This is a genomic window from Mycetocola manganoxydans (genome assembly GCF_003667545.1).
GTDB lineage: Bacteria > Actinomycetota > Actinomycetes > Actinomycetales > Microbacteriaceae > Mycetocola_A > Mycetocola_A manganoxydans.
The window spans coordinates 41,005-63,278 of record NZ_RCUV01000001.1 but is presented as its reverse complement, the minus strand read 5'-3'; the positions used below and the strand labels follow the sequence as shown (position 1 = coordinate 63,278).

The following is a 22,274-nucleotide window of genomic DNA, read 5'->3' as shown; positions in this document are numbered from 1 at the left end:
CTCAATGCCACAATTTCATGGGCACGGCCGATCTCTCGATAGAATCGACCTGTCTCCACCGCTCACCCGCGCGGTACGTCCACTCCGCACGATTGGTTCCTGCTGTGGCTTCTCACCCACTTGCCCCGTCGTGGCTGCGCGTCCCCGATGACGCCAATGCCCTGGCCGACGGCGTCTGGGCGGCAAACGTCTCCCGGTCGGATCGTGGAGAGATCACGGTCGCCGGTGTGAGCGCTCCCGAGCTCGCCGCACAGTTCGGCACCCCGCTCTACGTCGTCGACGAGACGGATGTCCGCGACCGCGCTGCCACCATCCTCTCCGCGTTCCAGCGTGAATTCACCGCAATCGGCAGCTCCGCCACCGTCTATTACGCCGGGAAGGCGTTCCTGTGCGCCGAAGTCGCGAGGTGGGTCCGTGACGCCGGACTCAACATCGACGTCTGCTCCGGCGGGGAACTCGCCGTCGCGCTCGCGGCGGGAGTGGATGCATCGCGTCTCGGGTTGCACGGGAACAACAAGTCCCTCGCCGAGCTCGACCGGGCCGTCGAAGCGGGCATCGGAGCGATCGTCGTCGACAGCCTGCAGGAGATTCCCCGCGTCGCTGCCGCCGCTGCCCGCCACGGCAGACGACAGGCTGTCCGTTTGCGCGTCAACAGCGGCGTGCACGCACACACCCACGATTTCCTCGCGACGGCACATGAGGACCAGAAGTTCGGCCTCCCCCTCGAAACGGCAGCGGATGCTGTCGCACTGATCCGCGCGGAGGACTCGCTCGAGTTCCTCGGCCTGCACTGCCACATCGGTTCCCAGATCTTCGGCTCGGATGGTTTCGCGGAGTCCGCCGCGCGGCTCCTGACCGTGCACCGCGACCTCCTCGCCCTCGGACCTGTTCCCGAACTCAACCTCGGTGGCGGCTTCGGCATCGCATACACAGACGCCGACGACCCGACGCCGATCGACGAACTCGCGCGAGAAATCGCCCGCATCGTCCGAACGGAGTGCGAGCGACTCGGAGTGCCGGTACCGCACGTCGCGTTCGAGCCCGGTCGCGCCGTCGTCGGCCCGAGCACCTTCACGCTCTACGAAGTGGGAACCACGAAGGACGTCGAACTCCAGAGCGATTCCGGTGTCTCCGCCGTTCGTCGCTACGTCAGCGTCGACGGGGGCATGAGCGACAATGCCAGGCCAGCCCTCTACGGCGCCGACTACTCCGTCCGTCTTGCCGGCCGGTCCTCCGACGCCGGGCCCGCGCTCATCCGCCTCGCGGGCAAGCACTGTGAATCCGGCGACATCGTCGTCTCCGACGACTACCTGCCTGGCGATGTCGCCCCTGGCGACCTCGTCGCCGTTCCAGCGACGGGCGCCTACTGCTGGTCGCTCGCGAGCAATTACAACTATCTGGGGCGCCCGCCGGTCGTCGCTGTCCGAGACGGTGCCGCCCGTGTGATCGTTCGCGGTGAGACCGAAGCCGACCTGCTGGCGCGAGACGCCGGATTGGATGCCCGATGACCGAATACCGCACTGTCCGTGTGGCGCTGCTTGGCGCCGGATCCGTTGGATCGCAGGTCGCGAGACTCCTGCTCGCCAATGGAGACGAACTCGCCGCCCGCGTCGGCGCGAAACTCGAGCTCGTCGGCATCGCCGTGAGGGATCTCGACGCGAAGCGCGACGTCGACCTTCCGCGCGACCTCCTCACGACGGATGCCGAGACGCTCGTCGTCGGGGCGGACATCGTCATCGAGCTGATGGGCGGCATCGAACCAGCTCGAACCCTCATCCTCCAGGCCATCACCGCTGGCGCTGACGTCGTCACGGGGAACAAAGCCCTCCTCGCCGCCCACGGCCCCGAGCTCTTCGACGCCACCGAACAGGTCGGCGCTGAGATCTACTACGAAGCGGCCGTCGCAGCTGCGATCCCGATCATCCGACCATTGCGTGACAGCCTCGCCGGCGACAACGTCAAACGCATCCTCGCGATCGTGAACGGTTCGACGAACTTCATTCTCGACCGGATGGACCGGTTCGGCGACAGCATGGAGGACGCCCAGAAGACGGCGTTCGATCTCGGCTTCCTCGAGGCAGACCCGACGCTCGACGTCGGCGGCTACGACGCAGCGCAGAAGGCCACCATCCTCGCGAGCCTCGCGTTCCACAGTTCCGTCCCCGCCGACGGTGTCTACCGTGAGGGCATCGAGAACATCACCGCCGCGCAGATCGAAGCAGCCCGCGCCGCCGGATACGTCATCAAACTCCTTGCCATCGCTGAGCGGATCACCGCTGCCGACGGCACCGAGGGAATCTCGGCACGTGTGTACCCCGCGCTCGTCGACCGGGAGCATCCGCTTGCGGCCGTCCACGGTGGCAACAATGCCGTCTTCGTCGAAGCCGAAGCAGCCGGTCCGCTGATGTTCTACGGCGCAGGTGCCGGGGGAGTCCAGACGGCATCCGCGGTCCTCGGCGACCTCGTCTCTGCGGCTCGCCGCCACATCGCGGGCGGGCCAGGGCTCGGGGAATCGACGCACGCCGACCTTCCGCTTCTGCCGATCGGCGACGTCATCACCAAGTATCAGATCACCCTCCGGGTGAGCGACCTGCAGGGCGTCCTCGCCGCCGTCGCATCGATCTTCGCGGACGGCGGCGTCTCGGTCGAGACCGTCGAGCAGAGAATCGACCCCGAACAGTCCGGAACAGCGTTCCTCGTGATCGGCACCCACGCCGCGCGCGAACATGCTCTCCAGGCGACCGTCGCTCGGCTCGACGCCAGCGACGTCGTCACCACAGTTGTCAGTGTTCTACGAGTAGAAGGAGTCTAGATATGGCCAAGCAGTGGCGCGGAGTTCTGCACGAATACGCAGACCGTCTCGATGTGTCCGACAAGACCCCCATCATCAGCCTCGGTGAGGGCGGAACGCCTCTCATCTACGCGGCTGCCCTCTCGGCGCGCACCGGCGCGAAGGTGTGGGTCAAGTACGAAGGCATGAACCCGACCGGTTCCTTCAAGGACCGCGGAATGACGATGGCCGTGTCGAAGGCCGTCGAAGCCGGTGCCAAGGCCGTCATCTGTGCCTCCACCGGGAACACCTCGGCGTCGGCCGCCGCATACGCCACCCACGCGGGGATCACCGCGGCCGTTCTCGTTCCCGAGGGCAAGATCGCCATGGGCAAGCTCGCCCAGGCGATCGCCCACAACGCCCAGCTCATCCAGGTTCAGGGCAACTTCGACGACTGCCTCGACATCGCCCGCGAACTCTCCGCGAACTACCCGGTACACCTCGTCAACTCGGTCAACAACGACCGGATCGAAGGACAGAAGACCGCAGCATTCGAGGTTGTCGAGGTTCTCGAAGACGCACCGGACTTCCACTTCATCCCGGTCGGAAACGCCGGAAACTACACCGCGTACACCCGCGGCTACACCGAAGAACTGGAGCGCGGAATCAGCACCCGTCTGCCCAGGATGTTCGGTTTCCAGGCGGCAGGAAGCGCGCCACTCGTCAACGGCAGCGTCGTCAAGAACCCCGAAACCGTTGCCAGCGCCATCCGGATCGGCAACCCGGCTTCCTGGGACCTCGCGCTCGCAGCCCGTGAAGCTACCGACGGCTACTTCGGGGCGATCGAGGACGACATGATCCTCGCCGCCCAGCGCATCCTCTCCGCCGAGGTCGGCATCTTCGTGGAGCCGGCCTCCGCGATCAGCGTCGCAGGCCTGCTCGAGCGGGCAGAAGCCGGGCAGGTCCCAGCCGGGTCCACGGTCGTCCTGACCGTCACGGGTCACGGGCTCAAGGACCCCCAGTGGGCACTGAAGAACGCAGACGGTGGCGAGATCGCCCCGACGATCGTCCCCGTCGACGTCAGCGAGGTCGCGAGCGTCCTCGGACTGGCCAAGGGCTCCGCGTGAGCCTGACGGGCCGCTCCGTCACGGTTCGCGTCCCGGCCACCTCGGCGAACCTCGGACCGGGGTTCGACACACTCGGTCTCGCACTGAGTGTTTACGACGAAGTCACCGTCACGGTCAGGGACCAGCCGGGGGCATCCGTCGACGTCCGCGGTGTCGGTGAAGGGATCGTTCCGACCGACGAATCCAACCTGGTCGTGCGTTCGCTCGCCCACACCTTCGAGGTGCTTGGACGGCCCGTCCCCGGCGTCGACCTCATCGCGAACAACGTCATCCCGCACGGTCGTGGACTCGGATCCTCCGGGGCAGCCGTGGTCGCGGGAATCGTGGCAGCGCAAGGCTTGCTCGACGGCATCGTCGACATCGATTCAGACACTCTCCTGCGTATCGCCACCGACCTCGAAGGGCACCCGGACAACGTCGCACCAGCCCTGTTCGGCGGCCTGACGATCGCGTGGATGGAAGAAGACGGCCCGCAGCACAAGAAGCTCCTTGTTCATCGCGGAGTTTCCCCGCTCGTGTTCGTACCGCAGCACACGCTGTCGACGAAGGTCGCCAGGAGCCTGCAGCCGCTCAGCGTTCCCCACGAGGATGCCGTCTTCAACGTCTCCCGGTCGGCGCTGTTGATCGCCGCGCTCACCCAGAGCCCTGAATTGCTGTTCGCAGGGACAGAAGACCGCCTGCACCAGAACTACCGCGCCTCGGCGATGCCCGAGACCGGGCGGATGGTCACTCTGTTGCGTTCCCACGGCTTCGCTGCCGTCGTCTCCGGCGCCGGGCCCTCCATCCTGGTTCTCGCGGACGGCCCGGGGCAGCGCCTCGAAGCGGCTGAGCTGTTCGCCTCACAGTCTGAGACTGCGTGGGAGAGCATGTTGCTCACAGTGGATGTGCGAGGCGCGTCGCGAAGCGACGCGAACGGCGGCAGCCCAACCTAAGGCAACCTCGGGAACGTGCGTGCGACCGGCGACCACCTCGCCGAGGTTACGGGCGGCAGCCCAACCTAAGGCAACCTCGGGAACGTGCGTGCGACCCGCGACCACCTCGCCGACGCGAACGGCGGCAGCCCAACCTAAGGCAACCTCGGGAACGTGCGTGCGACCCGCGACCACCTCGCCGACGTTACGGGCGGCAGTCCCCGCGACATCGCGCATCCGTCATATCCGGGTAGAGAGCGCGACGCAACCCCGTTCGCGGGGGTGCAGGGCGAAGTTGCGGAAGTGATAGAGTTGGGGCGATCCCGACAGGCTTGCCGAACAGGCAAATCTGGCCTTCGGGTGATTTCTGCAAACCCAACGCCATCGCTGACAGCATTGCGTGTCCCTGTTCTGGGATGTGCACGGCGTGCAGGGTGCGAGTCATTCTGACGGACCCTCCTGCCAACGCGATGAGCTCTCCTGACGCGTTCTTCGTGGATCAGGGGGAAGGAACCCACTCTCAGTGACCAATGTCAACATCCGTTTCGATACGGAATCAGGCGCAAACCTGACCTCCCTCAAGGTCTCAGACCTGCAGCTGCTTGCCAGCCAGTGGGGTATTCAGGGCGCATCCAAACTTCGCAAGGGGGAACTCGTGGAGAAGATTTCCGAGGCTCAGGCGGCTGCCGCGACCGACGGGGCAGAGCTGCCCGTTGCTTCCGACACCCTGACTGACGCCGCGGCGGACGCTCCTGCCGAGACCCAGGCGCCCGTCGTCGAGGCCCCCGCCGTCGTCGCCGAGCAGGCCCAGTCTGACGCTCCCGCCGAGCAGCCCGCTCCCGTCGTTCGCAAGCGCGCACCCCGCCGTGCCACGACGCAGTCGGCGAAAGAGGCGGCTCCCATCTCGGCAGCCGGCCACGTCAACGCCGACGGTGCGACGCAGATCCCAGACGCTCCCGTCGTCGCCGAAGCCCCGGCTACCGGGACCTCAGCGGATGAGGTTCAGGCAACCGAGGCCCCTGCGGCTGACGCTCCTGCCCAGGCAGACCAGCAGGCGAGCGAGTCCGGTGAAGAATCCGCACCGCAGCGCCCGAAGAAGAACAACCGACGTGGACGTGGCTCGAAGGCCGACCGCGCCGAAGCCGAGCAGTCCAGCGGCAGCGACACTCCTGCGGCGGAAGCAGCCGGCGCTGACTCTCCCGAGTCTTCCGACTCCGACGACTCCTCTCAGGAGCCTCGTCAGGGCCGCGGACGCAACCGCAACCGGAACCGGAACAACGCCGACCAGGCGCAGGCTTCCGATGACAACGGCGGAGAGAAGCAGGACCGCAACCGCGGCGACCGGAACGGTAACGACCGCCAGTCGAACGACCGCAACGACCGCCAGGGCAACGAGCGCGGCGACCGCCAGGCCGAGCGCGACGACCGCCAGTCGAACGAGCGCAACGACCGCAACCGTGACGCACAGCGCGAGCAGCAGGACGAGGGCAGCCGCAACGGCCGCAACCGTTACCGCGACCGCAAGCGCCGCGGCGGAACAGACAACGCCGACTTCGAGCCCGAGATCTCCGACGATGACGTGCTCCTGCCCGTCGCCGGCATCCTCGACGTTCTCGACAACTACGCCTTCGTCCGCACCTCCGGCTACCTGCCCGGTTCGAACGACGTCTATGTATCGCTCGGCCAGGTCAAGAAGTACAACCTGCGCAAGGGTGACGCCGTCGTCGGCGCCATCCGCCAGCCGCGTGAGAACGACACCAACGCTCGCCAGAAGTACAACGCGATCGTCAAGGTCGACTCGGTCAACGGCCAGACCGTCGACGAGGCAGCCGCGCGTGTCGAATTCGGCAAGCTCACCCCGCTGTACCCGCAGGACCGTCTCCGTCTCGAGACCGAGCCTGGCAAGCTGACGCAGCGGATCATCGACCTCATCGCGCCGATCGGCAAGGGACAGCGCGGACTCATCGTCGCGCCGCCCAAGGCGGGCAAGACGATCGTGCTCCAGCAGATCGCCAACGCGATTTCGATCAACAACCCTGAGGTCCACCTCATGGTCGTCCTGGTGGACGAGCGCCCAGAGGAAGTCACCGACATGCAGCGCACGGTGAAGGGCGAGGTCATCGCCTCCACCTTCGACCGTCCGGCTGAGGATCACACCACCGTCGCCGAGCTCGCCATCGAGCGTGCGAAGCGACTGGTCGAACTCGGACATGACGTCGTCCTGCTCCTCGACTCGATCACCCGCCTCGGTCGCGCGTACAACCTGGCAGCTCCGACCTCCGGCCGGATCCTCTCCGGTGGCGTCGACGCATCCGCCCTGTACCCGCCCAAGCGCTTCTTCGGAGCCGCGCGCAACATCGAGAACGGTGGCTCGCTCACCATTCTCGCCACGGCGCTCGTTGAGACCGGGTCCAAGATGGACGAGGTCATCTTCGAAGAGTTCAAGGGCACCGGTAACTCGGAGCTTCGCCTCTCGCGCCAGCTGGCAGACAAGCGGATCTTCCCCGCCGTCGACGTCAACGCGTCCTCGACGCGTCGCGAAGAGATGCTCCTCGGAGCCGACGAGGTCCGGGTGACCTGGAAGCTGCGTCGCGCCCTCGCCGGCCTCGACCAGCAGCAGGCACTCGAAGTCGTCCTCGGAAAGCTCAAGGAAACCCAGTCCAACGTGGAGTTCCTCGTTCAGATGCAGAAGTCGATGCCGGCGCCCGTCGCCGGGTCCGGCCGCACGCACGACGAGCGCGACCACCGCTAGCTGATCGAACGAACCCGTTTGCCTCAGGCTGGGCGACCCATCGGGGTCACCGGCCGGGCAGGCGGGTTTTGTTCTTCCAGTGGCAGGATGACAATCGCAAAGGACGGATGAGAAATGTTTGAATCGGTACAGATCCTGATCGACGAGCACAAGGACCTGCAAGAGCAGCTCGCTGATCCGGCAGTGCACGCCGACCCGGCGCGGTCGAAGAAGATCAACCGGCGATACGCCGAGCTGTCGAAAATCATCGCCGCGCACAACGCGTGGCTCGAAGTGCAGGAAGACCTCGCCGCCGCGCGGGAACTCGCCAAGGAAGACGACGCGTTCGCCGCAGAGGTCCCCGGTCTCGAGGAAGGCCTCGCGACGGCGCAGGAGCGGCTCCGCCGCCTGCTCATTCCGCGAGACCCGGACGACGGCCGCGACGTCATCATGGAGATCAAGGGTGGTGAGGGTGGTGCCGAGAGTGCGCTGTTCGCCGCCGACCTCCTCCGGATGTATTTGCACTACGCCGAGTCCAAGGGCTGGAAGACCGAGATGCTTGAACGCACCGAGAGCGACCTCGGTGGGTACAAGGACGTCCAGGTCGCCATCAAGTCCAACGCCACCGACCCGTCTCAGGGTGTCTGGGCGCATCTCAAGTACGAGGGTGGCGTGCACCGGGTGCAGCGGGTGCCGGCGACCGAGTCTCAGGGACGCATTCACACGTCGACGACGGGCGTTCTCGTCTTCCCCGAGGTCGACGCACCTGAAGAGGTCGAGATCAGCCAGAACGACCTCAAGATCGACGTCTACCGGTCGAGCGGCCCTGGCGGCCAGTCCGTCAACACGACGGACTCCGCCGTGCGGATCACCCACCTTCCGACCGGCATCGTCGTCGCGATGCAGAACGAGAAGAGCCAGCTGCAGAACCGTGAGGCCGGCATGCGTGTCCTGCGCGCGCGCATCCTCGCGCGTCAGCAGGAGGAACAGGCCGAGCTTGACAGCGCGAAGCGCAAGACTCAGATCCGGACCATGGACCGGTCGGAGCGCATCCGCACGTACAACTTCCCCGAGAACCGCATCGCGGATCACCGCACCGGGTACAAGGCGTACAACCTCGACGCGGTCATCAACGGTTCGCTCGACCCGCTGATCGAATCTGCCATCCGAGCGGACGAAGAAGCACGGCTCGCCGACATCGGCGACCAGAGCTGATCTCCGGAGACTGAGAAAGCCGGTTCTTCCCTCGGAAGAACCGGCTTTCTGCGTTATGAGCTCTCGGAGTCTCGAATTCAGATATGGTACTCCGGCTCGGTGAGCCCGTACGTCTTGCCTGGTTCACGCGGACGCGGAACGGCTGGCACGCCGACGAGGAGAGACATCGCCGGAGCATCCTTCGTCACAACCGCGTTCGCGCCGACGATGCTGCCAGCGCCGACGGTGATCGGACCGATGATCTTCGCACCGGCACCCACCTGCACTCCGTTGCCGAGGGTCGGATGCCGCTTCTCGCGTCCCCGAGACTTCCCGCCGAGAGTGACGCTGTGGTACATCATGACGTCGTCACCGATTTCTGCGGTTTCGCCGATGACGACGCCCATTCCGTGATCGATGAAGAACCGGCGACCGATCACGGCGCCGGGGTGGATCTCGATGCCGGTGAGGAACCGGGTGAACTGCGAAAGCAGGCGGGCAGGCATCCGTGCTCCTCTCCGCCAGAGTCGCGACGTGAGGCGGTACGACCAGACGGCATGCAGGCCGGAGTACGTGAGGAGGACTTCCACCGAACCCCGCGCGGCCGGGTCGTGGACGCGCGCGGCGGTGATGTCTTCCCGGATGCGGGAGAGTGCTGACATGGATTAGTCGGCGAGGTCCGACCAGAGCGGCGTCGAGATGTATCGCTCTCCGGTGTCGCAGACGATCGCGACGATGCGCTTGCCGGCGTTCTCCGGCCGCTTCGCGAGCTGCGTTGCCGCCCAGATGATGGCGCCGGAAGAGATGCCGGCGAGGATGCCCTCTTCTGCGGCGAGGCGCTTCGCGACCTCGATCGAGTCGTCGAAGCTCACGTCGATGACCTCGTCGTACACGGTGGTGTCGAGGATCTCCGGCACGAAGTTCGCGCCGATGCCCTGGATCTTGTGCGGCCCGGGGGCGCCGCCGTTGAGGATGGGGGAGTCGATCGGTTCGACCGCGACGATCCGGATGTCCGGCTTGCGCTCCTTGAGCACCTGGCCCACTCCGGTGATCGTTCCGCCGGTGCCGACTCCTGCGATGAAGATGTCGATGTCGCCGTCGGTGTCGCGCCAGATCTCTTCGGCCGTGGTCTTGCGGTGGATCTCGGCGTTCGCCACGTTCGCGAACTGCTGCGCGAGGATCGCACCGGGCGTCTCTGCGACGATCTCCTCGGCGCGGGCGACGGCGCCCTTCATTCCGAGGGACGGTTCGGTGAGGACGAGCTCGGCACCGAAGGCGCGGAGAAGGACGCGACGCTCGGTACTCATCGACGCCGGCATCGACAGGATGACCTTGTACCCACGGGCAGCACCGACGAGGGCGAGAGCGATGCCGGTGTTGCCACTCGTGCCTTCGACGATCGTTCCACCTGGCTTGAGAGCACCGGCGGCCTCAGCGGCGTCGACGATGGCGACGCCGAGGCGGTCCTTGACGCTGGAGCCTGGGTTGTAGAACTCGAGCTTGGCGAGAACGGTGGCCTCAGCGCCATCGGTCACACGGTTGAGCTGGACCAGCGGGGTGTTGCCGAACGCCTCGGTGATATTGGCGTAGATTTTTCCGGCCACGTATATGCTCCTTGGGTTATGGGCTGCGGAAACCGCAGTCGTCGGGATTACAGCTTATTGCCCGGTGTAACCGGGGCGGGCTGTGTTGCATTCCACTGTGTTGGCAGGCCCCTGCCGGTAGGCTCGTCTTCGGCGCTTTTCTCCGCCGATTCCCAGCAGGCAGGCCCCCATGACTCCGAGTACCGCGACCGTCGGCTCCCTCCTCCGGTCCATCGCCGGCATTCTCGGAGCGTCGGGGATCGAGAGCCCTGATGTCGACGCCGAGCTTCTCGTCGGCCATGTCCTCGGGCTCGGCCGCGGCGAAGTCCAGGCGGCAGCTGTGACCGATCGGCCCGTGACGGATGCCGACTCAGCCGCCATCGCGATCCTCGCCGAACGACGCGCGCACCGTGAACCCCTGCAGCACATCCTGGGTCGTGCCGCTTTTCGCTCCCTGTCGCTCGCCGTCGGCCCGGGTGTTTTCGTTCCGCGACCCGAGACGGAGCAGGTGGTGCAGTTCGCGATCGACGCCCTGCGCTCAGTGCCTGACCCCGAACCGATCGGTATCGACCTCGGAACCGGCAGCGGCGCGATCGCCCTCGCGATGGCGACCGAAGTCCCGAACGCGCGCATCTTCGCAGCGGAGAATTCGGTGGATGCGTTCATCTGGGCGCGCCAGAACTTCACCGAGACCGCGGTACCGAACGCGACACTCGTCTTCGACGACCTCGCCGGGGCGTTCGCGGAACTGGACGGACAGGCATCCGTCGTCATCTCGAACCCTCCCTATGTTCCGGATGCCGCGATCCCGCGCGACCCCGAGGTGCGGCTCTTCGACCCGGCAGCGGCGCTCTACGGGGGAGAGGACGGGCTCGACGTCGTTCGTCAACTCTCACAGACGGCAGCGAGGCTGTTACGGCCAGGCGGGACGCTCGTGATCGAACACGGTGAGTTGCAGGGCGAGGCGATTCGCGGCATCCTCACCGGCGACGGCTGGCGGGCGGCCGCGACGTTCCGCGACCTGACCCAGCGGGACCGGACGACGACGGCGATCCGCGGCTGACCGGTTTCGGCATCGATCAGCGAACGGTCCCCGCTGTGCGGCTCGCTCACACCGGCTCCGGGATAGAATCGGCAGGATGTCTCGCCTTTTCGACTGCTCCCAGGATTCCGAACTCCTCACCGGCATGCGCCTCGCTCGCGCGGCGGTGCGAAAAGGCGACCTCGTTGTGATCCCCACCGACACCGTTTACGGCGTCGCTGCAGACGCGTTCTCACCGAAGGCTGTTCAGAAACTCCTCGACGCCAAAGGGCGTACCCGCCAGTCGCCGCCCCCTGTGCTTGTCCCGGGCGTTTCGACGCTCGAAGCGCTCGCGTCCGAGATTCCGGATGCCGTCAGGCAGCTCATCGACGCGTTCTGGCCCGGCGGCCTCACCATCGTTCTGAGCGCGCAGCCGTCGCTCGCGTGGGACCTCGGCGACACCGACGGAACCGTCGCCGTCCGGATGCCGGACAACCGGATCGCGCTGGAACTCCTCGAGGAGACCGGGCCGCTCGCGGTCTCGAGCGCTAATCTGACCGGGCAGCCGGCGGCGACCACCGCGCAGGCGGCATTCGACATGCTCGGAGAGTCGGTCGACACGTATCTCGACGGCGGCGACAGCACGACGATCGCATCGACGATCATCGACGCGACCGCCCTCAGCGCACCCGGCGGCAAGATCTCCGTGCTCCGTGAAGGAGCGATCTCGCGGAGCCAATTGCGCGAGATCCTGGGTGATCTTCTCGACGAGCCGGCCGGCGACGTCGCGACAGAAGACGCCGACGGTGCCTCCTCGCCATGATCCTCTACGCGCTCATCGCCCTTGCCACGGCGGTCATCACCTTCGTCCTGTCACTCGTGGTCTACAAAGTCGCACTGAGGTACAAGCTGTATCCCGGCATCCGGGAGCGCGACGTACACACGAGGCCCACCCCGCGGCTCGGCGGGGTCGCCATGTTCATCGGGGTCGTGGCTGCATTCGGCCTCGCGTATGTGATCTCGCGTGTCACCCCGTTCTTTGAGCAGACCTTCAACCCTCCCGGTTCCATCCTTGCCATCCTCGGAGCCGCACTGCTCATCGTTCTCATCGGCATCGCCGATGACATCTGGGACCTCGACTGGATGATCAAGCTCGCCGGCCAGTTCATGGCGGCAGGTCTCATCGCCTGGCTCGGCGTTCAGATCTACTCACTGCCGATCGGCGGGCTGACCGTCGGGTCCTCGTGGATGTCTGCCGCGCTCGCCGTCTTCGCCATCGTCCTCGTCATGAACGCCGTCAACTTCATCGACGGCCTCGACGGTCTCGTCGCCGGTGTGGGGCTCATCGCGAACGGCGTCTTCCTCGTCTACGGATATCTCCTCGTCCGCGATCTCGGACAGTCGACGTTCTTCAATCTGTCGCTGCTGATCTCCGCTGTGCTGGTCGGCGCCTGCGCGGGATTCCTGCCGCTGAACTGGCATCCGGCGAAGATGTTCATGGGCGACGCGGGAGCACTTCTCGTCGGCCTGCTGATGGCGACATCGGCGGTCGCGATCACCGGGCAGATCGACCCATCTGCTCTCAACGCGGATCCAACGAGCGGTGGGGGAGTCGGCAGGAGCCAGCTGATCGGTGCCTTCATCCCGATCATCCTTCCTTTCGCGATCCTGATCGTGCCTCTGCTCGACTTCGCCCTCGCGGTGATCCGCCGTCTGCGCGCGGGCAAATCTCCCTTCAGTGCAGACCGGCTGCACCTCCACCACCGCCTGCTCGACATGGGCCATTCGCACCTCCACGCCGTGTTGATCTTCTACGGCTGGACGGCTGTCATCGCACTTTCGTGCCTCATGTTCTTCGTGTTCCAGCCGTACTGGTTCGCGCTCGGCTTCCTCATCCTCGGGGTCGTCGTCTGCACGGTGTTCACCCTCGCCCCGCTGGGGCGCCGCAAATCCGCGGAAATCACAGCGCAGGCTGCGCCGGAGGGCAGCGGTGATGCCGAAGAGCTCGCCGTCCATGATCCGCTGGATGAAGCATCCGTTGAACCGCACCACACCCTCCAGGGGAGCCCTGCAGCTTCTCGTGGCCTCACTCAGAAAGACGAAAAATGACCGCGAACAAGATCTTCCGGGCCGCTCTCATCTGGGGAGGTATCCTCGCCGTTCTCATCGGAGTCGTCGGCGGTTTCATCGGCTACACCGTCGACGGAACGGTCGGGCTGACCAGCGCACTCATCGGAGCCGTTGTCGGGGCCGCGTTCCTGAGCATCACCGCTGGAAGCATCCTGTTCGCCAACCGGTATTCCGAGTCCGAGATGTTCGTCACCATCTTTTTCGGCGTCGTTCTGGGCGGCTGGTTGCTCAAGTTCGTGCTCTTCCTCGTTCTCGCGATCTCACTGCGCGATCAGCCCTGGATCAACCCGCTGATCCTGTTCGTCAGCGTGATTGCGGCGGCCGTCGCAACCCTCATCGTTGATGCCATCATCGTCATGAAGGGGCGCGTTGCGTACGTCGCTCCCGTCGAGCCCTCTGAGTCCGCAGAAAGTGCGTCCTGAGGGCCTCAGGATTCGTGGGAACAACCATGGTTTGCTACAGTTTGTAGAGAACCCCGCAGACACACTTTTTTTCGTGTGCGCGAAATGAAATATGCCATTACTCGTCGAAGTGAGAGCCTTGGCTCCCGCCCCGAAATAGGAGATAGCGCTGCTAGTTAACGCCGTGAATCTCGTCACGAATGTTTCCGTATTGACGGCGGCCGACGACGACGGAGGCTTCCACGCCCCGACGCTAGCCGAATTCTTCCCCCCGGCCATCTTCTTCGAGGGCACCTGGTTCGAAATGAACCGCATCGTGCTCGTCCGCATGCTCGCGGTCCTCGTGATGCTGTTCCTGTTCTGGCTGGCACTGCGCCGCGGAACTCGCGTACCCGGTCGCGGCCAGTCCGTCGCCGAGATCGCCATCGACTTCGTGAAGACCCAGATCGGCGACCAGGTCCTCGGTCTGAAGGACAGCAAGCGCTTCCTCCCGCTTCTTGCCGGAATGTTCTTCGGAATCCTCGCGATGAACATCACGGGAGTCATCCCCGGTCTCAACATCGCCGGGTCCTCGATCTTCATCGTCCCAGCCACATTCGCTCTCGCGGCATACATTGCGTTTGTCTACGCCGGCATCAAGCAGCACGGTGGATGGAAGTACTTCAAGAACCAGCTCTTCCTGCCGGGCGTGCCGTGGCCGATCTACATCATCCTGACCCCGGTCGAGTTGCTGAACATCTTCATCGTTCGCCCCATCTCGCTTTCTCTGCGACTTTTGCTGAACATGATGGTCGGACACATCCTCCTCGTGCTCTGCTTCTCGGCAACGCACTTCTTCTTCGTCACAGGTCAGGACCTCGGTCTGTTCAGCCTCTTCGGGGCTGCGACGCTGATCGGTGGAATCGCCATGACGGGTATCGAACTCGTCGTAGCCATCCTTCAGGCCTACATCTTCACCCTGCTCACGGCCGTCTACATTCAGCAGTCGGTCGCCGACGAACACTAGACAAACGGTGCGGCTCTCTCGCCGCGCTGCCCAATGGAAAGGAAAACCACTGTGGATCCAATCATTCTCGCCGAGGTAACCGGCAACCTGAACACCGTCGGCTACGGCCTGGCTGCAATCGGCCCCGGTATCGGTATCGGTATCGTCGCAGGCAAGACCGTCGAGGCAATGGCTCGCCAACCTGAGCTCGCCGGACGCCTTCAGGTCACCATGTTCCTGGGTATCGCTTTCACCGAGCTGCTCGCCTTCATCGGCGTCGCCCTCTTCTTCCTCAACTAAGGCGTGTCAATGCCCGAAATCACTTTGGCCGCTGGGGGTGAAGCTCCCGAAGGCATCGGCCTGTTCATTCCAGCCATCTATGACATCGTCTGGTCGCTGATTCCGTTCGCGCTGATCATGATCCTCTTCTGGAAGGTCATCATCCCGATGTTCCGGAAGATCATCGACGAGCGAACCGCAGCAATCGAAGGCGGCATCGCAAAGGCCGAGAGCGTCCAGGCCCAGGCCGACGCGGCTCTCGAACAGTACGAAGCCCAGCTGGCAGAAGGACGCGCAGAAGCTGCGCGCATCCGTGAGCAGGCGCGGGCAGAAGGCACTCAGATCCTCAACGAGCTGAAGGAGCAGGCTGCAGCCGATGCCGCGCGCATCACCGCAACCGCTCACCAGCAGATCGAGGCGGAGCGTCAGGCTGCTCTCGTTTCGCTTCGCTCCGAAGTCGGGTCACTCGCCATCGACCTGGCCTCTGGTGTCGTCAAGGAAAGCTTGTCCGACGACAAGCGCGCAACCGACCTCGTTGACCGCTTCCTTGCGGACCTCGAGTCAAGCGAAGCAGCCGGTAGAGGCGTTCGCTGATGGGTAGCGCTACGCGTGGAGCCGTGACTTCGGCGAGGAATGTACTCGCCGGATTGCCGTCAGTCGATCTCGCCTCGGCGCAGGGACTGTTCGGCGCCGCCGCGACGATTGCTGGATCCATGCAGTTGCGCTCCCTCCTCACGGACTCCGGTCGCAGCGTCGAAGAGAAGTCGCGCATGGTCACGAGCCTGTTCGGTTCGCGACTCAGCGAGTCTGCACTTCACCTCGTCATTGCCGCCGTTTCGGCTCGCTGGTCGTCGCAGGACGACCTCGTCGCCGGGATCGAACAGCTTGCACTTCGTGCGGCAGCCGCTTCAGCGCCTGCGGATGTGGACGTCGCCGGCGAACTCTTCGCCTTCGGCTCTGTCATCCAGTCGGATTCGGAACTCGAATTCGCGCTCGGCTCACGAGCAGGTGCGAAAGAAGCGAAGGTTGCTCTCGTGGAGCGACTGCTTCGCGGCAGGGCATCTGACCAGACGATCCTGATCGTCGAGCACTTCGTCCGGACTCCAGGCAGCAGGAACATCGGCGAGTCGATTGACTACGCCCGCTCCGTTGCAGCGGATCAGTCAGGGTTCGCCGTGGCGACCGTGCAGTCCGCCCACGAACTCACAGCGGCACAGGTTGAACGACTGGAACGGGCGCTGTCGGGCAAGTACGACCGAGCAGTGCGCGTCAATCAGGTCATCAACCCCGATGTCATCGGTGGGTTCCGAATTCAGGTCGACAACGACGTGATCGATGGCAGTGTTGCAAGCAGGATCAACGATCTGAGACTTCAGCTAGCGAGCTAGCGAAACTATTCGGGCGTTCAACCGCCCGTTAACCGTAAAGGGAAGAGAATGGCAGAACTATCGATCAGCCCGGACGAGATCCGCGACGCGCTCAAGGACTTCGTTAAGTCCTACGAACCCGGCCAGCTTTCGAGCACGGAGACCGGACGGGTCGTCGACGCAGGCGATGGCATCGCCCACGTCGAGGGTTTGCCCGGCGTCATGGCCAACGAGCTCATCCGTTTCGCGGATGGCACCCTTGGACTCGCCCAGAACCTCGACGAGAACGAGATCGGTGTCGTCGTCCTCGGTGAGTTCGGCGGAATCGTCGAGGGCATGGAAGTCACCCGCACAGGAGAGGTGCTCTCGACCCCGGTCGGCGACGCATTCCTCGGCCGTGTGGTCGACCCGCTCGGTGCTCCCATCGACGGACTCGGCGAAATCAAGGCGGAGACCCGTCGCGCCCTCGAACTGCAGGCGCCAGGCGTCATGCAGCGTAAGAGCGTGCACGAGCCGATGCAGACCGGAATCAAGGCAATCGACGCCATGATCCCGATCGGCCGCGGACAGCGCCAGCTCATCATCGGTGACCGCCAGACCGGTAAGTCAGCGATCGCGATCGACACGATCATCAACCAGAAGGCCAACTGGGACTCTGGAGACGTCAACAAGCAGGTTCGCTGCATCTACGTCGCCATCGGTCAGAAGGGTTCGACGATCGCCGCCATCAAGGCCGCGCTCGAAGAGTCGGGCGCCATGGAGTACACGACGATTGTCGCGGCTCCCGCATCAGACCCCGCCGGCTTCAAGTACCTCGCTCCGTACACCGGCTCGGCCATCGGCCAGCACTGGATGTACGGCGGCAAGCACGTCCTCATCGTTTTCGATGACCTGTCGAAGCAGGCAGAGGCTTACCGTGCGGTATCGCTTCTCCTCCGTCGCCCGCCGGGACGCGAAGCGTACCCCGGTGACGTGTTCTACCTGCACTCCCGTCTGCTCGAGCGTTGCGCGAAGCTCTCCGACGAGCTCGGCGCCGGTTCGATGACCGGTCTCCCGCTGATCGAGACCAAGGCGAACGACGTTTCTGCCTACATCCCGACCAACGTGATCTCGATCACCGACGGCCAGATCTTCCTCCAGTCGGACCTGTTCAACGCCAACCAGCGTCCAGCAGTCGACGTCGGAATCTCGGTCTCACGTGTTGGTGGTGACGCCCAGGTCAAGAGCATCAAGAAGGTTTCAGGAACCCTGAAGCTCGAACTTGCTCAGTACCGCTCGCTCGAGGCCTTCGCGATGTTCGCATCCGACCTCGACGCGACGAGCCGTCGCCAGCTCGCCCGTGGTGCCCGCCTCACCGAGCTCCTGCGCCAGCCGCAGTACTCGCCGTTCCCCGTCGAGAACCAGGTCGTATCGATCTGGGCCGGAACGAAGGGCAAGCTCGATGAGGTCCCGGTCGAAGACATCCTGCGGTTCGAATCCGAGCTGCACGACTACCTCGGCCGCAACACCGAGGTCCTGACGAAGCTCCGCGACAGCAACGTCCTCAGCGACGACATCGTCGACGAGCTCGACGCAGCCGTCGACAAGTTCAAGCTGGAGTTCCAGACCGGCGAAGGCAAGCCCCTCAACGGACCGGGCTCGGAGCAGTTCACCGAACTGCCCGCTGAAGAGGTTCAGCAGGAAAAGATCGTCAAGGGACGTCGATAGGTAATGGGCGCTCAACTTCGGGTCTACACGCAGAAGATCAAGTCTGCGCAGACGACCAAGAAGATCACGAAGGCGATGGAGCTCATCGCCGCCTCCCGCATTGCCAAAGCGCAAGCGCGGGTGGCGGCGTCCGCTCCGTACTCTCGAGCAATCACCCGCGCGGTATCAGCGGTGGCAACCTATTCGAACGTTGACCACCCGCTGACGACAGAGCCGGAGAAGATCGAGCGGGCCGCCGTGCTCATCCTCGCTTCTGACCGTGGCCTCGCCGGCGCGTTCAACTCGCAGGTTCTCCGCGAGGCGAACGAGCTCGCGGAGTTGCTGCGCAGCCAGGGCAAAGAGGTCGTCTACTACCTCGTCGGCCGCAAGGCAGTGGGGTACTTCCAGTTCCGCAAGCGTGCCTCAGAGGGCCAGTGGGTCGGAGAGAGCGAGAGCCCGACCTTCGCGACCGCTCACGAGATCAGCGCCGCGCTGCTCGAGAAGTTCTCCCTGGATGCTTCCGAGGGTGGCGTCGACGAGATCCACATCGTCTACAACCGCCTCGTCAGCATGATGAGCCAGGTGCCAGAGGTCACCCGTCTTCTGCCCCTCGAAATCGTCGAGGGAATGGAAGAGCCGGGGGACAACGCGATCCTTCCGCTGTACGACTTCGAACCGGATGCGGCAAGCGTGCTCGACGCGCTCCTGCCGGTTTACATCGAGAGCCGGATCTTCAACGCCCTGCTCCAGTCCGCCGCTGCGAAGCACGCGGCGACGCAGAAGGCGATGAGCTCCGCAAGCGACAACGCGGACAAGCTCATCACCGACTACACCCGGCTGCGGAACAACGCTCGGCAGGCCGAGATCACCCAGCAGATTTCAGAGATTGTCGGCGGCGCAGACGCACTGTCGTCCGCCAAGTAACGCAGACTAAGCAGAGAGAAGAAGAGCATGACAGACATTGCCACCGCTCAGGACCCGGCAAGCGAGGTGAAGGCCGCCACAATCGGTCGCGTCTCCCGCGTCACCGGTCCGGTTGTCGACATCGAGTTCCCGCACGACGCGATTCCCGGTATCTACAACGCGCTGAAGACCACGGTCACCATGGCCGGCAACACTCAGACGCTCACCCTCGAGGTTGCCCAGCACCTCGGTGACGACCTGGTTCGTGCAATTGCACTGAACCCGACCGACGGACTCGTCCGCGGCCAGGAAGTGACCGACACCGGCGAGCCGATCACGGTTCCCGTCGGCGACGTCACCAAGGGCAAGGTGTTCAACGTCATCGGTGAGGTTCTCAATGCCGCCCCAGGCGAGCAGATCGAGATCACCGAGCGCTGGCCGATCCACCGCAAGCCACCGGCATTCGACCAGCTCGAGTCGAAGACCGAGCTCTTCGAGACCGGCATCAAGTCGATCGACCTCCTCACCCCGTACGTGCAGGGTGGAAAGATCGGTCTGTTCGGTGGTGCAGGTGTCGGAAAGACAGTCCTCATCCAGGAAATGATCCAGCGTGTTGCGCAGGACCACGGTGGTGTGTCTGTGTTCGCCGGTGTCGGCGAGCGTACCCGTGAGGGTAATGACCTCATCTTCGAGATGGAAGAAGCAGGCGTCTTCGACAAGACCGCCCTTGTCTTCGGTCAGATGGACGAGCCGCCGGGAACGCGACTGCGCGTCGCCCTCTCGGCACTGACCATGGCTGAGTACTTCCGCGACGTGCAGAAGCAGGACGTGCTGTTGTTCATCGACAACATCTTCCGCTTCACGCAGGCCGGTTCAGAGGTTTCCACCCTCCTCGGACGCATGCCGTCCGCTGTGGGTTACCAGCCGAACCTCGCCGACGAGATGGGTATCCTGCAGGAGCGCATCACCTCGACCCGTGGCCACTCGATCACGTCCCTGCAGGCGATTTACGTTCCTGCTGACGACTACACCGACCCGGCTCCGGCGACGACGTTCGCGCACCTCGACGCCACCACCGAGCTGTCTCGTGAGATCGCGTCGAAGGGCCTGTACCCGGCTATCGACCCGCTGACCTCGACCAGCCGTATCCTCGACCCGCGCTATATCGGTGATGACCACTACAACACCGCCGTTCGCGTCAAGGCGATCCTGCAGAAGAACAAGGAACTCCAGGAGATCATCGCGATCCTCGGTGTCGACGAGCTGAGCGAAGAAGACAAGATCACGGTCGCCCGTGCACGTCGTATCCAGCAGTTCCTCTCGCAGAACACCTACATGGCGAAGAAGTTCACCGGTGTCGAAGGCTCAACGGTTCCTCTCAAGGAGACCATCGAGTCCTTCTCGGCGATCGCCAACGGTGACTTCGACCACGTCGCTGAGCAGGCATTCTTCAACGTCGGTGGCATCAACGACGTCGAAGAGGCCTGGGCACGCATCCAGAAGGAGAACGGCTAGTCATGGCTTCGCTCAAGGTCAGTGTCGTCGGGGCAGATCAGGAAGTGTGGTCTGGTACCGCCTCCATGGTCGTCGCCCGGACCATCGAAGGAGAGATCGGTATTCTCCCCGGCCACGAGCCCATGCTTGCCATCCTCGGCGACGGTGAAGTCCGCGTGACCGGTGAAGACGGAAAGAAGCTGACGGCTACGGCCGCCGACGGATTCCTCTCGGTCGAGAACGACACCGTCACGATCGTCGCTGGCAACGCCAGCCTCGTCAAGTAGTAACGCCGCAAGGCTCAGCTCAACGCCCCGTGCTCGTACTGCTCCCTCCGTCTGAGACGAAGAGAGCAGGCGGCACGGGGCGTTCGCTGTCTCTCGAGGACCTGCGGTTCCCCTCGCTGACCGACGCCCGCCGCGCACTCGCCGACGACGTCGTGGCGCTGTCGGAGGACGCGGATGCCGCGATCGCGGCTCTCAAGCTCGGCCCGAAGCAGCACGGCGAGGTCGATACCAACCGCGAATTGTGGCAATCGCCGACTCTTCCTGCCCTCGACAGGTACACGGGCGTGCTGTTCGACGCCCTCGACGCCGCCTCCCTCAGCCCGGGTGCTCGGGCATTCGCCGGGGAGCATCTCGTCATCCACGCAGCGCTCTTCGGTCCGGTCGGGGCACTCGACCCCATTCCCGCCTACCGGCTCTCCCACGATTCCCGGGTGCCGGGGCGGCCACTCAAACGGCACTGGCGGAGTGCCGTCGAACAGACGCTCGCGGCGGAGACCGGTCTCGTGCTCGACCTGCGCTCGGAAGCCTACGTCGCTCTCGGCCCCGCGCCGGAGGGTACTCACTTCCTCCGCGTCCTGACGGAGAGCCCCGGAGGAGTCCGGCGCGCGCTCAACCATTTCAACAAGAAGGCCAAGGGCGAGTTCACGCGCGCCCTCATCGAGTCGGAAACAAATTTCACCACCACCGACCAGTTGCTGGACTGGGCAAGCGACGTCGGCATCCGAATCGAACGTCAGCCTGATTCGACCGATCTGGCCCTGCTGGTCTGACGCTCAGTCCGGTGCCCGCCAGCAGCCGACGACGTGGTCGTCGACGAGCCCAGCGGACTGCATGAGCGCATACATCGTCGTCGGTCCGACGAAACGGTAGCCGCGGCGGCGCAGTTCGATGCTCAACGCCGTCGACTCGGTAGTGATCGCCGGGATCACGTCGAGCCGCGTCGGCCGCGGCCGTTCCGCGGTCGGCGCAAAACGCCAGACCAGGTCGGACAGGCTTTCATCCAGGTCCCTCGTCACGCGGGCGTTGGAGATCACGGCGCGGATCTTTCCCCGATGGCGGATGATCGAGGCATCCGTCGCGAGGCGCTCGACGTCGTCCTCCGTCATCGCCGCGACCGTGTCGATGTCGAAGTTCGCAAACGCGCGCCGGAACGCCGGCCGACGCTTGAGGATGGTGATCCACGACAGACCCGCCTGGAACCCCTCGAGACTGATCTTTTCGAACACGGCGCGGTCGCCGAGAAGCGGCGTTCCCCACTCCTCGTCGTGATAGCGCTGGTATTCGGGATCCGCTCCGACCCAGCCGCAGCGGGGCGTGGCATCCGCTCCTTCGACGATCGAGGGGAGAACAGCCACGGCGGATCCTTCGGTGCGAGGGGGAGGTCGTCGCCAGACTAGCGGATGCT

The 22,274-nt window shown here is 64.7% G+C and carries 22 protein-coding genes; 19 read left to right on the top strand and 3 right to left on the bottom strand.

Features of this window, described 5'->3' with window-relative positions:
• The first annotated feature begins 104 nt into the window (after positions 1-104).
• The 6 genes from lysA (at position 105) to prfA (ending at position 8,754) form a co-directional block, all read left to right on the top strand.
• Entirely contained in the window at positions 105-1,508 is a 1,404-nt protein-coding gene (gene lysA / locus D9V29_RS00295) for a diaminopimelate decarboxylase (RefSeq protein WP_121671329.1), read from the top strand.
• On the top strand, positions 1,505-2,812 hold the full coding sequence (locus D9V29_RS00290; protein WP_121671328.1) for a homoserine dehydrogenase: 1,308 nt from the start codon (positions 1,505-1,507) through the stop codon (positions 2,810-2,812). Before lysA ends, D9V29_RS00290 begins: the two co-directional genes overlap by 4 nt.
• 2 nt (positions 2,813-2,814) lie before the next feature.
• A complete protein-coding gene (gene thrC / locus D9V29_RS00285; RefSeq protein WP_121671327.1) occupies positions 2,815-3,897 on the top strand; it encodes a threonine synthase in 1,083 nt (360 codons plus the stop codon).
• Positions 3,894-4,829, top strand: coding sequence for a homoserine kinase (gene thrB / locus D9V29_RS00280; protein ID WP_121671326.1), 936 nt, complete (start codon positions 3,894-3,896; stop codon positions 4,827-4,829). Before thrC ends, thrB begins: the two co-directional genes overlap by 4 nt.
• A 502-nt stretch (positions 4,830-5,331) precedes the next feature.
• Positions 5,332-7,560 carry a transcription termination factor Rho gene (gene rho / locus D9V29_RS00275; RefSeq protein WP_121671325.1) on the top strand — a complete coding sequence of 743 codons (2,229 nt, stop codon included), beginning with the start codon at positions 5,332-5,334 and terminating at the stop codon, positions 7,558-7,560.
• Positions 7,561-7,674: 114 nt separating this feature from the next.
• Positions 7,675-8,754, top strand: a complete 1,080-nt coding sequence (gene prfA / locus D9V29_RS00270) for a peptide chain release factor 1 (RefSeq protein WP_121671324.1) — start codon at positions 7,675-7,677, stop codon at positions 8,752-8,754.
• A 77-nt stretch (positions 8,755-8,831) separates the two neighbouring features.
• Here the strand turns inward: prfA and epsC are convergent, their stop codons facing one another.
• Positions 8,832-9,395, bottom strand: a complete 564-nt coding sequence (gene epsC / locus D9V29_RS00265; RefSeq protein WP_121671323.1) for a serine O-acetyltransferase EpsC — start codon at positions 9,393-9,395, stop codon at positions 8,832-8,834.
• 3 nt (positions 9,396-9,398) lie between these two features.
• The gene (cysK, locus tag D9V29_RS00260) at positions 9,399-10,337 is read right to left on the bottom strand and encodes a cysteine synthase A (RefSeq protein WP_121671322.1); all 939 of its coding nucleotides are present in this window, start codon (positions 10,335-10,337) and stop codon (positions 9,399-9,401) included.
• A gap of 169 nt (positions 10,338-10,506) precedes the next feature.
• Between cysK and prmC the strand changes: the two genes are divergently transcribed.
• From prmC to D9V29_RS00195, 13 genes are all read left to right on the top strand, one after another.
• Positions 10,507-11,379 carry a peptide chain release factor N(5)-glutamine methyltransferase gene (gene prmC / locus D9V29_RS00255; RefSeq protein WP_121671321.1) on the top strand — a complete coding sequence of 291 codons (873 nt, stop codon included), beginning with the start codon at positions 10,507-10,509 and terminating at the stop codon, positions 11,377-11,379.
• A 76-nt stretch (positions 11,380-11,455) separates the two neighbouring features.
• Positions 11,456-12,160, top strand: a complete 705-nt coding sequence (locus D9V29_RS00250; protein WP_121671320.1) for an L-threonylcarbamoyladenylate synthase — start codon at positions 11,456-11,458, stop codon at positions 12,158-12,160.
• A complete protein-coding gene (locus D9V29_RS00245) occupies positions 12,157-13,446 on the top strand; it encodes an MraY family glycosyltransferase (protein ID WP_121671319.1) in 1,290 nt (429 codons plus the stop codon). The genes D9V29_RS00250 and D9V29_RS00245 overlap by 4 nt, the downstream gene beginning before the upstream one ends.
• Entirely contained in the window at positions 13,443-13,889 is a 447-nt protein-coding gene (locus D9V29_RS00240) for a Cg1360 family ATP-synthase-associated protein (RefSeq protein ID WP_121671318.1), read from the top strand. The genes D9V29_RS00245 and D9V29_RS00240 overlap by 4 nt, the downstream gene beginning before the upstream one ends.
• 163 nt (positions 13,890-14,052) lie before the next feature.
• Positions 14,053-14,874 carry a F0F1 ATP synthase subunit A gene (atpB, locus tag D9V29_RS00235; RefSeq protein WP_229790407.1) on the top strand — a complete coding sequence of 274 codons (822 nt, stop codon included), beginning with the start codon at positions 14,053-14,055 and terminating at the stop codon, positions 14,872-14,874.
• A gap of 51 nt (positions 14,875-14,925) precedes the next feature.
• Complete coding sequence (atpE, locus tag D9V29_RS00230) at positions 14,926-15,153, top strand: ATP synthase F0 subunit C (RefSeq protein WP_183084857.1); 228 nt, start codon at positions 14,926-14,928, stop codon at positions 15,151-15,153.
• A 9-nt stretch (positions 15,154-15,162) separates the two neighbouring features.
• Positions 15,163-15,726 (top strand): F0F1 ATP synthase subunit B, encoded by a 564-nt coding sequence (locus D9V29_RS00225; RefSeq protein WP_121671315.1) that lies wholly within the window; start codon positions 15,163-15,165, stop codon positions 15,724-15,726.
• A complete protein-coding gene (locus tag D9V29_RS00220; protein ID WP_121671314.1) occupies positions 15,726-16,520 on the top strand; it encodes a F0F1 ATP synthase subunit delta in 795 nt (264 codons plus the stop codon). Before D9V29_RS00225 ends, D9V29_RS00220 begins: the two co-directional genes overlap by 1 nt.
• Before the next feature lie 48 nt (positions 16,521-16,568).
• Positions 16,569-18,206, top strand: a complete 1,638-nt coding sequence (gene atpA / locus D9V29_RS00215) for a F0F1 ATP synthase subunit alpha (RefSeq protein WP_121671313.1) — start codon at positions 16,569-16,571, stop codon at positions 18,204-18,206.
• Between the two features lie 3 nt (positions 18,207-18,209).
• On the top strand, positions 18,210-19,109 hold the full coding sequence (locus D9V29_RS00210) for a F0F1 ATP synthase subunit gamma (RefSeq protein WP_121671312.1): 900 nt from the start codon (positions 18,210-18,212) through the stop codon (positions 19,107-19,109).
• A 27-nt stretch (positions 19,110-19,136) separates the two neighbouring features.
• A complete protein-coding gene (gene atpD, locus D9V29_RS00205) occupies positions 19,137-20,603 on the top strand; it encodes a F0F1 ATP synthase subunit beta (protein ID WP_121671311.1) in 1,467 nt (488 codons plus the stop codon).
• A gap of 2 nt (positions 20,604-20,605) precedes the next feature.
• The gene (locus D9V29_RS00200; protein WP_121671310.1) at positions 20,606-20,869 is read left to right on the top strand and encodes a F0F1 ATP synthase subunit epsilon; all 264 of its coding nucleotides are present in this window, start codon (positions 20,606-20,608) and stop codon (positions 20,867-20,869) included.
• A gap of 29 nt (positions 20,870-20,898) precedes the next feature.
• Positions 20,899-21,639 (top strand): YaaA family protein, encoded by a 741-nt coding sequence (locus tag D9V29_RS00195; protein WP_121671309.1) that lies wholly within the window; start codon positions 20,899-20,901, stop codon positions 21,637-21,639.
• A 3-nt stretch (positions 21,640-21,642) separates the two neighbouring features.
• Here D9V29_RS00195 and D9V29_RS00190 read toward each other — a convergent pair whose 3' ends face one another.
• Positions 21,643-22,224, bottom strand: coding sequence for a DNA-3-methyladenine glycosylase I (locus tag D9V29_RS00190; RefSeq protein WP_121671308.1), 582 nt, complete (start codon positions 22,222-22,224; stop codon positions 21,643-21,645).
• Positions 22,225-22,274: the final 50 nt, after the last annotated feature.

Excerpts from the sequence above, each read along its gene's own strand:
- D9V29_RS00290 (WP_121671328.1), top strand. The coding sequence starts at position 1,505 with ATGACCGAATACCGCACTGTCCGTGTGGCGCTGCTTGGCGCCGGATCC.
- thrC (WP_121671327.1), top strand. The coding sequence starts at position 2,815 with ATGGCCAAGCAGTGGCGCGGAGTTCTGCACGAATACGCAGACCGTCTC.
- prfA (WP_121671324.1), top strand. The coding sequence starts at position 7,675 with ATGTTTGAATCGGTACAGATCCTGATCGACGAGCACAAGGACCTGCAA.
- epsC (WP_121671323.1), bottom strand. The coding sequence starts at position 9,395 with ATGTCAGCACTCTCCCGCATCCGGGAAGACATCACCGCCGCGCGCGTC.
- prmC (WP_121671321.1), top strand. The coding sequence starts at position 10,507 with ATGACTCCGAGTACCGCGACCGTCGGCTCCCTCCTCCGGTCCATCGCC.
- D9V29_RS00250 (WP_121671320.1), top strand. The coding sequence starts at position 11,456 with ATGTCTCGCCTTTTCGACTGCTCCCAGGATTCCGAACTCCTCACCGGC.
- D9V29_RS00245 (WP_121671319.1), top strand. The coding sequence starts at position 12,157 with ATGATCCTCTACGCGCTCATCGCCCTTGCCACGGCGGTCATCACCTTC.
- D9V29_RS00240 (WP_121671318.1), top strand. The coding sequence starts at position 13,443 with ATGACCGCGAACAAGATCTTCCGGGCCGCTCTCATCTGGGGAGGTATC.
- D9V29_RS00225 (WP_121671315.1), top strand. The coding sequence starts at position 15,163 with ATGCCCGAAATCACTTTGGCCGCTGGGGGTGAAGCTCCCGAAGGCATC.
- D9V29_RS00220 (WP_121671314.1), top strand. The coding sequence starts at position 15,726 with ATGGGTAGCGCTACGCGTGGAGCCGTGACTTCGGCGAGGAATGTACTC.
- atpA (WP_121671313.1), top strand. The coding sequence starts at position 16,569 with ATGGCAGAACTATCGATCAGCCCGGACGAGATCCGCGACGCGCTCAAG.
- D9V29_RS00210 (WP_121671312.1), top strand. The coding sequence starts at position 18,210 with ATGGGCGCTCAACTTCGGGTCTACACGCAGAAGATCAAGTCTGCGCAG.
- atpD (WP_121671311.1), top strand. The coding sequence starts at position 19,137 with ATGACAGACATTGCCACCGCTCAGGACCCGGCAAGCGAGGTGAAGGCC.
- D9V29_RS00200 (WP_121671310.1), top strand. The coding sequence starts at position 20,606 with ATGGCTTCGCTCAAGGTCAGTGTCGTCGGGGCAGATCAGGAAGTGTGG.